This is a genomic window from Waterburya sp. (assembly GCF_058530065.1).
Window position 1 is genome coordinate 1 of the sequence record NZ_JBZNBU010000221.1, and the last position, 13559, is coordinate 13559.

At 38.0% G+C, this 13559-nt stretch carries 11 protein-coding genes and 1 pseudogene; 6 read left to right on the forward strand and 6 right to left on the reverse strand.

Annotated features, from left to right (window positions below):
* A pseudogene (locus tag AC33VI_RS13535) lies at positions 1-209 on the forward strand (hypothetical protein); the annotation flags it as partial.
* Between the two features lie 327 nt (positions 210-536).
* Here the strand turns inward: AC33VI_RS13535 and AC33VI_RS13540 are convergent.
* Positions 537-1067, reverse strand: a complete 531-nt coding sequence (locus AC33VI_RS13540; RefSeq protein WP_491782797.1) for a LabA-like NYN domain-containing protein — start codon at positions 1065-1067, stop codon at positions 537-539.
* 498 nt (positions 1068-1565) lie between these two features.
* Positions 1566-2963 (reverse strand): glycoside hydrolase 100 family protein, encoded by a 1398-nt coding sequence (locus tag AC33VI_RS13545; protein WP_491782798.1) that lies wholly within the window; start codon positions 2961-2963, stop codon positions 1566-1568.
* A gap of 287 nt (positions 2964-3250) precedes the next feature.
* Here AC33VI_RS13545 and AC33VI_RS13550 point away from each other — a divergent pair, with 287 nt between their 5' ends.
* From AC33VI_RS13550 to ruvA, 4 genes are all read left to right on the forward strand, one after another.
* Positions 3251-3910, forward strand: coding sequence for a DUF3318 domain-containing protein (locus tag AC33VI_RS13550; RefSeq protein WP_491782799.1), 660 nt, complete (start codon positions 3251-3253; stop codon positions 3908-3910).
* A gap of 311 nt (positions 3911-4221) precedes the next feature.
* Entirely contained in the window at positions 4222-5196 is a 975-nt protein-coding gene (locus AC33VI_RS13555) for an anti-sigma factor antagonist (protein ID WP_491782800.1), read from the forward strand.
* A gap of 26 nt (positions 5197-5222) precedes the next feature.
* Positions 5223-6113 (forward strand): TIGR04168 family protein, encoded by an 891-nt coding sequence (locus tag AC33VI_RS13560; RefSeq protein WP_491782801.1) that lies wholly within the window; start codon positions 5223-5225, stop codon positions 6111-6113.
* Between the two features lie 17 nt (positions 6114-6130).
* A complete protein-coding gene (ruvA, locus tag AC33VI_RS13565; RefSeq protein WP_491782802.1) occupies positions 6131-6772 on the forward strand; it encodes a Holliday junction branch migration protein RuvA in 642 nt (213 codons plus the stop codon).
* Positions 6773-6967: 195 nt separating this feature from the next.
* Here the strand turns inward: ruvA and AC33VI_RS13570 are convergent, their stop codons facing one another.
* Both AC33VI_RS13570 and AC33VI_RS13575 read right to left on the reverse strand, forming a co-directional pair.
* The gene (locus tag AC33VI_RS13570; protein WP_491782803.1) at positions 6968-10084 is read right to left on the reverse strand and encodes a WD40 repeat domain-containing protein; all 3117 of its coding nucleotides are present in this window, start codon (positions 10082-10084) and stop codon (positions 6968-6970) included.
* Between the two features lie 9 nt (positions 10085-10093).
* A complete protein-coding gene (locus tag AC33VI_RS13575) occupies positions 10094-10489 on the reverse strand; it encodes a hypothetical protein (protein ID WP_491782804.1) in 396 nt (131 codons plus the stop codon).
* Positions 10490-11039: 550 nt separating this feature from the next.
* Between AC33VI_RS13575 and der the strand changes: the two genes are divergently transcribed.
* Positions 11040-12398 (forward strand): ribosome biogenesis GTPase Der, encoded by a 1359-nt coding sequence (der, locus tag AC33VI_RS13580; protein WP_491782805.1) that lies wholly within the window; start codon positions 11040-11042, stop codon positions 12396-12398.
* 37 nt (positions 12399-12435) lie between these two features.
* Here der and AC33VI_RS13585 read toward each other — a convergent pair whose 3' ends face one another.
* On the reverse strand, positions 12436-13116 hold the full coding sequence (locus tag AC33VI_RS13585; protein ID WP_491782806.1) for a M48 family metallopeptidase: 681 nt from the start codon (positions 13114-13116) through the stop codon (positions 12436-12438).
* Between the two features lie 10 nt (positions 13117-13126).
* Entirely contained in the window at positions 13127-13513 is a 387-nt protein-coding gene (locus AC33VI_RS13590) for a hypothetical protein (RefSeq protein WP_491782807.1), read from the reverse strand.
* Positions 13514-13559 lie beyond the last annotated feature (46 nt).

The following is a 13559-nucleotide window of genomic DNA, read 5'->3' on the forward strand; positions in this document are numbered from 1 at the left end:
GAAATAACCTCACTACTACCCATCCCCGCAAACATCCTCAGTGTAATTGTCACTGTCTGGCAATGCGGATGTTACTGGCAGATCCTCCAGACAAAATATCCATAATAGCCAGGGATTTAGGAGTAAATAATCAAACCCTCTATTCCCACTGGAAAAAGAAATGTCTCCCTCTCTTACAACAACTAGCAGAACGTAAGGACGTTTCATGAAACGTCCCTATCATCCATTACCCAATCGTGACAAGTTAAGGAACTTACTCATTAGTCAACTACTAAACATAGTGTATGGTTGCTTTAAAGAACACTATATAAGAGCAAAAAGTCAACCTGTATGGGAGCGTAAAAACTAGGAGGAAAAGTCACAACTATCTGTATTACTCATTACTCATTACTCATTACTTAAAGGCGATTGACAAACGGTACAAAACGTTAACTTGTCACAAATGGGTATTGCCTATTTTTTGAACGACAACTAATAAAAAAGCGATCACTCGTGAATAACAAGCGATCGCCAAACAAATATTTTAGGTTAATTAATTAAAAATCGCTTTTCTCGATATTGCCTCGCACGTCATTGAGATCTATGTAGCGATCCGTAGCGTTGCGTAATTCACGAGCGATCATGCCTTCGGTGGAAACTACTGTAATGTGAGTATTTTTCGAGCGCAATAGTTCGATCGCCCGTTCAAAATCTCCATCTCCACTAAACAAAATAACGCGATCGTATTGTTCTACAGTGTTAAACATATCCACGACGATTTCAATATCTAGGTTGGCTTTTTGAGAATAGCGTCCTGAAGCATCATCATAATATTCTTTGAGTATTTTGGTTCTGACTGTATAGCCCAGACTAATTAAAGCATCGCGAAAGCCTCGTTGATCTTGAGCATCTTTTAAACCCGTATACCAAAAAGCATTAATTAAAACTACAGTAGGATCGTGAGTAAAATATTCTAATACTCGCCTGGGATCGAAAAACCAACCATTTTTTTGTTGAGCGTAGAACATATTATTGCCATCGACAAAGATAGACAAGCGGTCTCTAACGTATTTTCCATGAGCTTCCATATAATTTTTCCTATAAGAACTTAAATATATATTTAGTCGCCACAGATTGACTCGTCTAAAACAGACGAATTAGGGGGTGACTATTGGTTAAAATAACCAGCCTAATATAATGCTACAAATAAAATACTAATTGCAACATATTGAGATGAATAAACCCGCACTAAATGGCTACGATCGAATATTTTAAATATTAAAATTTGACGGTAACCATCAATTTATTGTGGGAGTCAGACCCGAATAAAACTTAATTTAGGTATATTTCATATATATCCCAGTTTAGGACAAAAAAAACCCCTATAACAATTTAATTTGCTAATGCAAGATTTTTTTACATCTCTATTTGTAATCTAACGAACAAAAGGTAAATTTCTCGCCAACTAATTTAGCTAAATTTACTAGATCGGCTAAAAAATAGCAGTATTACCTACTTACAAAAGAGCGATCGCGAATTTATCAATGAGTTCTAAAAAACTATAGTTTTCACTCGGTTAATAACAGTTAAATCGTACAAGCGATCGCTTCTGTATCTTCATCAAAACAAACATAATCGAGACAGTCTGAATTTTCTCTTAAGAGTTTTGCTAACAACCATCCAGCAATCGTCCAAGTTTGAAATTTACGAGAAGATTTACCGATCAAACGACCATTCTTACCGTCATAATATTCGGGCCATTCATCATCCATCAGACGAAGTTCTGCGATCGCCATAGCTCGATCTGCCAGATCTTCTCTGCCCATTTTTTGACAAGCAGCCATCATCATCCACAACAATACTGGCCAGCTACCGCCATTGTGATAAGACCAAGGACTGTTTTTGGGATCGCATCCCGTCACGATTTTCCAAGTTAGACCTTCAATGGCTGGATAGCAGAGCTTCATGGGCATTTTTCCGACTAAATCTGCCCAGCGATGTTCGATTAAGGTCAAGATATCTTGGGACTGTTGTTCTGTGGTGAGAGAACCCATAATAGCGGTCAGATTGCCCAAAGCAAAAAAACGAAAATCCATCTTTCCAGGGCCTAAATTTCCTGCTAAATAGCCGCCTAGATCGGGCATCCAGTCGGTGAGCCAATAAGGAATTGATTCGGGATAGATATTAAATTTATTGACTACAGATTCGCCAAATTGTTCGGCTTCGTAACGGTGAATCTGATTTATCTTGTGCAGATCGAGCCAATAATAGTCTCGCAGATGAAAATTGAGACTACCCAGACGGTTATTAATTTTATCGATTAAAGCTTGACCTGTTTCGTCTTTAACCAGCATTTCCCGCGCTGCCCGCAATGCCATATAAAACAAGGATTGAATCTCCAAAGGATGTCCGCTCAATCCCATCGGGCGATCAATCATACACGCACCATCGGGAACTAATAATGTAGGGGTCATTTCAAATTGTGGCCCCAAACAAATTTCTAAAATAAAATTCAGAGCTTCTTGAAAACTATCGCTTTTAGCTAGGGTTTCATCTCCCGTAGCCTTGACATAAGCCCGCAATAAAATAACCCACCACAAACAAGAGTCAATAGGCGTGACTCGACCAATTGCTTTATCGCCAAAGTCAGCATGAAGATATTGCTTGTCTTCTTGAGACTCTACTTTAAAACTGGCTGGCATTAAGCCTGTGGGAGGTTGATAACAATCGATCCTTCTTTTTTGCTTTTGTAAAACAACAGTCTCAATCAAAAAATTGTAAACAATCTCGGTTTTTCCTTGAATCAAAAAGACCAAAGCTGCGGGAATAAAATCTCGAATAAAGCATTGATCGTAATTGAGAGCATCTCTTTCAGAATCGGTAGCTGCCACAGTTCCTACCGCTCGATCTTGATAATAAACGATTGATTGTTCTAATAGCTTGTTAGCGGTACGTTCGATAGTTTCTGTACTTATTAAGACCATAATCAAAAGCAATAGGGATTGGAAAATAATAGAGATAAATAAACTCGTTTAAAAGAAAGATATTCGTAATATAAGACGGTTCACTTGCGATTTTATCTCGATCGCGAACTTCGATCGGTAGATTAATTGTTAAATTTCTTTATTGGTTGTTTTTATTTGACAAATCGAGATTCCCTCTGTTGCCCTACCTATTGGCAAGATCGATTCATAAATGAATTCAGATATTATAGAAGCATGGGTACGCCTAAAAAATTGCTAAATAATTAAAGTATTAACCTGGTAAACGTATGAGTTATGCAACTTCTTCTGCTAGGGCAGAAATTAATGAATTGCGCCGTTTAAAAACCTTGCTTCCCCCAGAACTACAAAGTTGGGTCATAGTTGAAGGTTCGACGGAAGTAAATCCGCCCCTAATTCGTAGCGAAGAAATTGGCAAAGATGAGATTGAAATACAGATAGATCTGGGAAAATGGGACAGTCTGGCGATCGACCAGCGCAATTTATTATTCTGGCACGAAGTTGCTAGAGTCCAAAACGATACTATTCCTAAAGAAGGATGGGAAATCGCAGCCTTGGCGATTGGCTTGGGGGGTGCGGTAGGAGAGTTGTGGGTTCAAGATGGCTTATTGCTGTTGTTAGCTTTGTCTCTCTGCGGAATTTCTGGCTATCGTCTCTGGCAAAAAAATAGTAGTGAAAAAACCATCACTGAAGCGATCGAAGCCGATGAAAAGGCGATCGCCTTAGCTACTCGCTTTGGTTATTCTTTGCCCAATGCCTATAAAAGTTTGGGTAGTGCTTTGAAAACTCTAATCGAAATGACTCCCAGTCGTCGTAAAAGAAAAAAATACGAAGAACGCTTACAAGCACTGCGTCGTAGTGCTTCTAGAGATAAAGCTAGAACTCAAGAAGGTAGACCACCTATTGGTAGAAGAGATAATCGTCTCTAAAAAAACTTAAGACCACAACTTGAGGAAATTATTTTAGGTAGATAATTTCCTTATTTTTGATTTAGTCTTAGGAAAACTTCAAATTTTGTATTGTTTGAGGCTATAGGTGTAAAATTAATTGAATAAAATTTTATAAATACTTATATGAATAAGTGTTTATCGTCAATTGCATTACATTTTTTGCTTAAATTTCAATAAATTGCTTTTATTCTTAAAATGGAAAATACAAGTAATGTACTTCTTGTAAGTCTCATTAAAAAATATTTAAGACAATAATTAACCTTTAATAATAATTAAAAATTAAGAATTTAATGATTGACGAGACAACGAAAATTCGATTTCCTGTATCCTCATACAAGGAAAACTCAGTGGTGCAATTGCCAGAACGCCTAACAATTCTGGAGGCTATATCCTTTAAAGAAGTTATCAGCGACCTAGTGCAAGCAAATGATTCTCATCAACAAATAATTCTTAATTTTGCTCGCACTAAATTTGTTGATAGTAGTGGAATCGGTGCTTTAATCGCCAGTTTTAAGTCCGCTCAAGCCAAAAATATTCAATTAGTCTTAGAGTCGGTTCAACCGCCCGTTATGGCGACTTTGTCGATGACAGGATTGGTAGATGTCTTAGATATTAGATCTTCAGAAAAGTGGTCTAGGCAAAAGTCTTTGGAGACTCATCCTTCAGTATGTTCGATCGTCAAACGGATTATTGATATTGTAGGTGCTATCGTTGGCTTAATGATTACAGCAGTTTTATTTCTGCCGATCGCCATGGCGATTAAATTGAGCAGTCCTGGACCAATCTTTTTCTCTCAAACTCGCTGTGGCTGGATGGGGAAAAAATTTCAAATGTGGAAATTTCGTTCTATGTACGCCAACGCAGAAGCAATGAAAAAAGATGTCCAGAATCAGGCTAGCGGAGCTTTTTTCAAAAATGATAACGATCCCCGCATTACCAAAGTCGGTCATTTTTTGCGTCGCACTAGCTTAGATGAATTTCCTCAGTTTCTCAACGTCCTTAAAGGAGATATGAGTTTGGTAGGCACTCGTCCTCCAACTTCAGAAGAAGTAAATTGCTATCAAATACCTGAGTGGCAAAGATTGGATGTTAAGCCTGGGATGACGGGAGAATGGCAAGTCAATGGTCGCTCTCAAGTACGTAATTTTGAAGATGTGATTAAGTTAGATCTCAAATATCAACGTAGTTGGAGTCTATCGTATGATTTCAAACTAATCTTCAAAACAATTCTGATTATTTTTAATAAAAACAGTGGTGCGGTCTAGCAAGTAGTAATTATTAAATAGTTTTAATGAACCAAAACAAAGAACAAATAACCATTGCGGTAGTAGGAGATGTCCACAATCAATGGGAAGAAAAAGACGAATTAGCCCTACAACATCTTGGGGTAGATTTGGTTCTATTTGTTGGGGATTTTGGTAATGAAGCAGTTGATGTTGTCGCTCGAATTGCTGCGGTAAAAACTCCCAAAGCTGCGATCGCAGGCAATCATGATGCTTGGTATAGTGCTTCTGATTGGGGTAGACAAAAAGCTCCTTACGATACCTCTAAGGAAGATCGGGTGCAACAACAGCTAGACCTTTTGGGTGAAACTCATGTAGGTTACGATCGCCTAGATTTTACCGATTACAATTTATCTGTAGTGGGAAGTCGTCCTTTTAGTTGGGGTGGCTCTACTTGGCGAAATAGCCAATTTTATAGCGATCGCTATGACGTTAGTAGCTTTGCCGAATCTACTCGCAAAATTGTTGCAGCAGCCAAAAATACCGCCCATGAAACTATTGTTATGATCGGTCACAATGGCCCATACGGTTTGGGGGCTACTACCGAATCGATTTGTGGTAGAGATTGGAAACCAGATGGAGGTGACTATGGCGATCCAGATTTAGCGGAAGCGATCTCTCAAATACGCAGTTTGGGCAAAGCAATTCCTCTAGTTACCTTCGGACATATGCACCACGAGCTTAAACATCCACCTGGGAAGCGACGTAGAATTGTTGAAGTCCGAAATGAAACGGTGTATCTTAATGCAGCTTGTGTACCCCGCATAATTAAGCAAGACGATAATATCAAACGAAGTTTTTCTTTAGTGTCTTTAGATCGGGGTGTTGTTAGAGAAGTTTCTTTAGTGTGGCTCAATGCCGATTTTTCTATAGAGAGCGAAGAGATACTTTACAACTAGCAGACATTAAACATAGTATGATCGGTTACCTCAAAGGTAAGAAAATAGAGATTGCCAAAAACAACCAAAATCGTCTCTTCTTAATTTTAGAAGTTAACAATATTGGCTATGAGATGCAAATCTCATCTCGTTTTGCTCGTCAATTGGATGAACGAGAAGAAGAATCAATTCAAGTCTTCACCCACTTACAAATTCAAGAAGACAAACAGATCCTTTATGGTTTTGATTCGTTAGCTGAAAGAGATCTGTTCCGCCAACTAATAGCAGTTAGCGGTATAGGTATGCAATTGGCGATCGCCTTAATCGATACTTTAGGCATCTCCGAATTAGTAGGAGCAATTGTCACTAGTAATATTACTACCTTAACCAAAACCCCTGGAGTGGGCAAAAAAACTGCGGCAAGAATTGCTCTGGAGTTAAAAACCAAATTAGCGCAGTGGCATAAAATATCGGGGATCGAAGTAGCACAGCCAGAAGCTGTATTTGCCCCCAAACCCGAAATTAAAGAAGATTTGGAAATGACTTTGTTAGCTTTGGGCTATAGCAATGAGGAAATAGAACAAGTTCTCACTGCTTTAAGCAGAGACGAGCAACTACTCAAAAATCCCCATGCAGAAGAATGGATTAGAAGTGCGATCGCCTGGCTGAGTGGTGAGTAAGATTGAATTTTGGCAAACAATTATATATTTTTTAACCAAAAAAGGGGTGAAGTTTTCGCGTCCCTCAAGTCGTGACAAGGTTGATTCAAGAGACTATTCACCCTACTGAAAATTATAGCTCTAAAAATTGCTAGCCATTACAATTAAATACTAAAGAATAAAAACTAAGAACTAAAATTTTTATTTTGTCCCGATTTAATTGCTGTCACTTGCACCCAATAACTTGAGAGTATTTATATTAGATAAAGTCAATCCTTTAATTTCAGAAATGTTCATTGATTGATAAGGGTTTTGTAGAGTAAATATTTCAACTAAGTCTAATTTTTTCAAACTCCATAGTTTGATAGTTTCATCTTCACTACTACTAATTAAATACTCTCCATCAAAACTAAGATCGATTGAGGTAATTAAAGCTTGGTGCTGAGAGAGAACATTCAAACATTCTCCAGTAATAACTTGCCAAAATTTAATCTTATTATCTTGATTGCAACTGATAATTGTTTCCCCATCTGAACTATGGGCAATTAATTGAGCATTTCCAATATTATTTTGCCAAGTTTTTTGGCATTCTCCAGTTTCTAAATTCCAAAATTTTATAGTTCTATCGGCACTGGCACTAGTTAAAATTTGATTATCTGGACTAAAAGAGATCGACCATACCCAGCTATTATGACCTCTTAAAGTATTAAGACATTGTCCAGTATTAACGTCCCACAATTTCACCGTACAATCAAAAGAAGCACTAGCAAGAATCTTGTCATCAGGACTAAATGCAATCGACCAAATTTCTCCTTTATGACCTGTTAATGTATGTAATATTTCTCTAGTTTGAATATTCCATATTTTGATCGTGCAGTCATCGCTACCACTAGCCAATATTCGACCATCTTGACTAAATCCTATAGTCCTAATTGCTGCTTCATGTCCCGATAAAGTTTCGATCGCCTTGCCCGATCTAAGATCCCATAACTTAACTGTTTTATCTCCACTAGAACTTGCTATTAGTTTGCCATTGGGACTAAAAATAGTCGAACAAACCCAATCACTATGTCCCTGAAAAGTTTTTATCACTTTTCCTGTTTTTAAATTCCAAACTCTAACTTGGCGATCGTGTCCGCCACTTACAAAAGTTTGACTATCTGGACTAAAAGAAACTGAAAGTATTTGATTGCTATATCCCTGCCAAGTTTTGAGACATTCTTTGGTATCGGCAGTCCAAAGTTTTATTGTTTGATCGTAACTACCACTGGCTAAAAGATCGCCTTTGGGATTAAAAGCAGTAGAGTTAATCACATTTTTATGACCGTGTAAAATTTGCAGACATTCTTTTCTATCTACATTCCACAGTCTAACTGTTCGATCGATACTGCTACTAACTAAAATATTGCTTTGAGGAGCAAAATTAACGCACAACACAACATTTTTGTGACCTTCAAAAACTAAAATACATTCTTCTGTATTAATATCCCATACCCTAATAGTGCGATCGCAACTTCCACTAGCTAAATATTGACCATCAGGGTTTAAACTAAAAAATCTAACTCCGTCTTCATGTCCTTGAAAAATTCTTTGACATTTACCTGTCTCGATCTTCCAAAATCTAATCGTACTATCCTGGCTTCCAGTTATTAACTGTTGCCCATCGGGGCTAAAAATAACTGATAAGACTTCACTTGAATGACCTGAAAAAACTTGAATACACTCACCAGTATCCACACTCCACAATCTAGCTCGAGCATCATCGCAACCGCTAGCTAGATATTTACCGTCGGGGCTAAAGGCAATCGACCAAACTTCTTGTTGGTGTTTTTCTAGACTACGCAAACAAAGACTAGTTTGGACATCCCACAATTTAACAGTGCAATCGCAGCTAGAACTAGCCAGGGTATTGCCGTCAGGACTAAAATCTAAAGAAACGACCCAACCAGAATGCCCAGTAAAACGACGAATTACTAAACCGTCTGACATTCGACGTAAAATTATATCTCCTTTGGTATCTCCCGCAGCCAAGTATTGTCCGTCGGGGCTAAAGGCAACCGACCAAATTCCGCCAAATTTTTCGGCAAAAAGGGATTGGGAAAGGTCGGCATTGTGAAAACTAACGTTATGTAGTTGTGCTTGACGTAAATCTGCTTGCCATACGCATAAATTAGAGAAGTCATAACCCGTTAAATCGACCGCCATCTGACAAAGCAAGTTAATAATATTTCCTGCTGCATAGCCTGGTTTGCGAATATATGTCTGTAAATCTAGTACGATCTGATTTAAACAATTAGTTAGATCTTCTCGGCTGTCAAAAATTGCTTCTAATTCTCGAATTAATGGTTGCAAAATCAAGCGAGATTGATTTTCGGCAACATATTCTTTGGCTGTAGCTTCTCGGAGAGGATAATTATTTAAAAGTTTTGGCTGTCGATGGGCGATCTCTTGAGTTATGGTTTCAATCAAACGACTGGTGACATATTCCATCACTACTGGTTGTTCGGTGAATTTAGTAGTGTTTTTTTCGATTAACGAACGTCTGGATAAAGACTCTAGCCCTTCTAATAGTTTGATATGGGATCTTGGTTTGACTAAATCTTGATGTAATTTTTCTAGAGAAACTGGTTCGCGAGAGATTGCCAGCCAATACATTATTTCTCGTTCTAGATCGGACAGTCGCTCGAATTGTTGTTCTAAAAGATCTCGTATATCCCCAAAAACAGTTATATCTTGAGCCAGAAACTTGGCAATATTGCCCGAAAATAAGTCTTGAATAGTGGTTGCCACTACTTTTAAAGCTAAAGGATTTCCTCCATAGCGATCGCGCAAGGCATTTAATTCTAATGTTGAAGCTTCTAAACCTTTGAGTTTAAAGATTCCCGAACTTGCTGCCTCGCATCCTCCCAATAAAAGCGATCGCACTGGTAGATTTTCTCCTTCTAAAACGGCAATCTCCTTGGGTTTTTCTCGCGTAGTCACAATGATACAACTATTATGGGCGGTAGTTCCCAGTCTAGTTATCAATTCTCCATAGCCTTCGTATCCCTGGAGATATCTTCCCGCCCGACTGTTACTCTCTAAAACTGATTCTGCATTATCAAGGACAATCAAACAACGTTGCGATCGCAAGTAAGAAATTAAGTGGGTTATTCTTTCGCTGGTTCGTTGTGGTAAATTCCTCTCTATTTCTCTTCCTTCAGAGAGAAATTCGATCGCCCTACCTAAGATATTTTCCAGAGGAGGTGCATCCCTTAAAGATTTCCAGATTACACAATCAAAATTATTTAAACTTTGTTGGGCAAATTTAAGGGTTAAAGTAGTCTTGCCCATTCCGCCCATTCATTGAAGGGCAATTAGTCTACAGCGATCGTTCATCGCCCAATCATTAAGAGTTTCTAATTCTTTGGTGCGTCCAAAAAAATTATCGAGAGATATTGCTTCTCCCCAATCTTGACGAGTTTTCGGCAGAAATTTGGTATAAAATTGGCTATCTAGGTTTAAGTTGAAGGCAAAAAAGAATTTTTCTAAGGATCGCTTGTCTACTTTGCTTTTACCATCCAAAATTTTCTTGATAGTATTGATATCTAAATTAGTTAATTCGCTAATGTTTTCGTAGGTATATCTTTCGCCAAAATTATGTTTTCTTTCCCAATTTATTCGTGCTGCTTTTAGTTCTTCTAATCCTTGGGCTGTTAGAATAACTCCGCGATTCCGTTTTTGCTTGACGAGATTCATTGTGTTGGTACTAATCTAGTTGGAGTTCTCAAAATATTAGATAGATTTTGCTGTCTTGTTTTTGTCTAAGTCTGATGTCAAAAACTTTTTTGCCATTTTTATTAAAATTTTTGTATCAAATTTTACATACTTTAGGGAATAAAAATTAATCAATGAAAAGTATTTTTGCTCAAATAATATCTATAGTTTATCTCTATTTAGTTTACTAGATTACATTTGCTTCAAACGACTCAAACCCTATCCAAACAATCTTTTAAACTCTTTAAGAGAATCGCCATCGGGTTTAATATACTTGATGTTACTTACCAAAACATTTGGTGCATTTTACCAATTAAAATATTGTTACTTCAGTAATATTACGTACAAACAGGCGATTGTCCAAAAATCAAGCAAAATCGAACCAGCTAAAAATAGACAAAATCAACTATGATTGAAAAAGTGTTAAGTTGTGTCAAAGCAATATAATTCTCTTCACACAGCTTCAACAAAGAAGCTTTAATCAAATAACAATCAATCAAATTACAGGCGCGATGTGTAGCGTCATAACAGAATGAAATTACCTATAGTAGCTGTTATTGGTAGACCCAATGTTGGGAAATCTACCTTCGTCAATCGTTTGGCTGGGGACAAGCAAGCAATCGTTTACGACCAACCAGGAATTACTCGCGATCGCACCTATCGCCCCGCATTTTGGCAAGATCGAGACTTCCAGATCGTCGATACAGGAGGACTGGTATTTGACGATAATACAGAATTTTTACCCTTAATTCGCCAACAAGCAATGGCAGCACTAACCGAAGCTAACGCAGCAATTTTTGTGGTAGACGGTCAATTTGGTATAACCGCTGGCGATCGCGAAATTGCCGAATGGTTGCGCCGTCAATCCGTTCCTGTATTCTTAGCGGTTAATAAATGCGAGTCAATAGAACAAGGTTTGGCTCAAGCTGCTGAGTTTTGGGAGCTAGGTTTGGGTAATCCCTATCCGATTTCAGCCATTCACGGCAGTGGTACGGGAGAACTATTAGACGAGCTGATAACCCATTTACCTCCCATAGATGAATTAGAAGACGAAGAGGAAATAAGAGTAGCAATTATCGGTCGTCCCAATGTGGGTAAGTCTAGCTTGCTCAATGCTATTTTGGGGGAAAATCGCTCGATTGTCAGCCCGATTTCTGGTACGACTAGAGATGCGATCGACACGACTGTCAAGCGAGGAGATAAAATTTATCGTTTGATTGACACTGCGGGAATTCGGCGTAAAAAAAATGTCAATTATGGTGCAGAGTTTTTTAGCATCAATCGTTCTTTTAAAGCGATTCGACGTTCTGACGTAGTTCTGTTTGTCATTGACGTTCTCGATGGAGTAACCGAACAGGATCTAAAATTAGCAGGCAGAATTATTGACGAGGGCAGGGCGGTAATTCTGGTAATTAATAAGTGGGATGCTGTTGAAAAAGACTCTGGTACGATTAACCAATATCGTAAAGAAATTTACGCTCGTCTCTATTTTATGGAATGGGCGCAAATGATTTTTGTCAGTGCTATGACTGGTCAAAGAGTTGCCAAAATACTTGATCTGGTCGATGTAGCAGCAGAAGGACATCGCCGTCGGATTACTACTTCAGTCATTAATGAAGTGTTAGAAGAAGCGGTTAGCTGGCACTCTCCTCCCACAAGCCGTCAAGGAAAACAGGGAAGAATTTACTATGGCACTCAAGTAACTTCCCAGCCCCCAACAATTACCCTTTTTGTCAACGATCCCAAGCGATTTAACGATAACTATCGCCGTTATATAGATCGTCAGTTTCGCGATCAGTTAGGTTTTACTGGCACGCCGATTAAATTGATTTGGCGCGGTAAGAAAATGCGAGAAATGGAGAGAGGTGCTAATAAAGCAACTAAAGTTTAATTAACTTCTAATTACAATCTTTCTCCAGAAATATCGATTAAGATGGCGACAACATAGAGTCATAGATCTGCCAATCGGGCAGAAATTGATTCATATAGGCTTTAAAGCGATCGCCATGATTTTTTTCTAATAAATGTACTAATTCGTGAACGACAACATAAGTCAAACATTGTGGTGGTTTTTTGATCAGTTCCAAATTAATCCAAATCCTTTTGGCTTGAATATTACAAGTACCCCAACGAGTTTTCATTCTTTTAACTCCCCAATCATTAGTTTTGACTCCAATAACTTTTTCCCATTTAGCAATTAAATCGGGGAGTTCGGCTTTTAATTGCTGGCGATACCAATCAATGAGAACTCGTTCTCTTTGTTCGACAATACTATTATGTCGGACGTATAAATCTAAATATTGATTATCTCTGACGCTCGCTTTTGATGGTGTTTTAGTTTCAATAACATTTAAAATTAGACGATCGCCTTGATAGTAATGTATTTCTCCCGTTTGATATTGGGGAATAATCAAAGTAAGTTGTTTTTTATATTTGTCTTGTTTCTTTTTAATCCAATGTTTCTTAGCAACGATAAACTCTCGAATAATAGCATCGTCTAATTTTTTAGGAGAAACAACTTTTATTTTGCCTTCAGGGGGTAACACTTTGAGATAAAGATGTTTGATATCTTTTCTCACTATATCGATCGATAAATCTTCAATTTTCACTACCTAATACCTATATCTCCCTAACCAGTGCCACTTTGCCATAACGGGCATCTATTTCCAAAGCTTGTATTTCTAAAATGCGATCGCTAAGATCGTAAGTCGTCGTTTCATTGGGCTGCAAAGACAAACATTTAGCGAAAACATCAGATCGATATTGCTGAGGAATAAACTTTTCTTCTCCTAATTGCAAAACAATCTGATTTAAAAAAGATAGTTCCCCAGTATTATTAATAATCCCTGCGGCTACGGGGAGACTATCACACCATTGGAGTGCTAAAAACCATTTTGCGTCTCCCAATCGATGGTAAATTTTGTCGGGTTTGGGATGGGGAAAAACCTTATATCCAGCTTCAACGGCTACAATCGTTCCACCTAGAAAACCACAAATCATGCTCATCTAGTTTTACTCCCAAAAAAAATCACGCTCTTCAAGTTTAAAGTTT

Excerpts from the sequence above, each read along its gene's own strand:
- AC33VI_RS13540 (WP_491782797.1), bottom strand. The coding sequence starts at position 1,067 with ATGGAAGCTCATGGAAAATACGTTAGAGACCGCTTGTCTATCTTTGTC.
- AC33VI_RS13545 (WP_491782798.1), bottom strand. The coding sequence starts at position 2,963 with ATGGTCTTAATAAGTACAGAAACTATCGAACGTACCGCTAACAAGCTA.
- AC33VI_RS13550 (WP_491782799.1), top strand. The coding sequence starts at position 3,251 with ATGAGTTATGCAACTTCTTCTGCTAGGGCAGAAATTAATGAATTGCGC.
- AC33VI_RS13555 (WP_491782800.1), top strand. The coding sequence starts at position 4,222 with ATGATTGACGAGACAACGAAAATTCGATTTCCTGTATCCTCATACAAG.
- AC33VI_RS13560 (WP_491782801.1), top strand. The coding sequence starts at position 5,223 with ATGAACCAAAACAAAGAACAAATAACCATTGCGGTAGTAGGAGATGTC.
- ruvA (WP_491782802.1), top strand. The coding sequence starts at position 6,131 with ATGATCGGTTACCTCAAAGGTAAGAAAATAGAGATTGCCAAAAACAAC.
- AC33VI_RS13570 (WP_491782803.1), bottom strand. The coding sequence starts at position 10,084 with ATGGGCAAGACTACTTTAACCCTTAAATTTGCCCAACAAAGTTTAAAT.
- AC33VI_RS13575 (WP_491782804.1), bottom strand. The coding sequence starts at position 10,489 with ATGAATCTCGTCAAGCAAAAACGGAATCGCGGAGTTATTCTAACAGCC.
- der (WP_491782805.1), top strand. The coding sequence starts at position 11,040 with ATGAAATTACCTATAGTAGCTGTTATTGGTAGACCCAATGTTGGGAAA.
- AC33VI_RS13590 (WP_491782807.1), bottom strand. The coding sequence starts at position 13,513 with ATGAGCATGATTTGTGGTTTTCTAGGTGGAACGATTGTAGCCGTTGAA.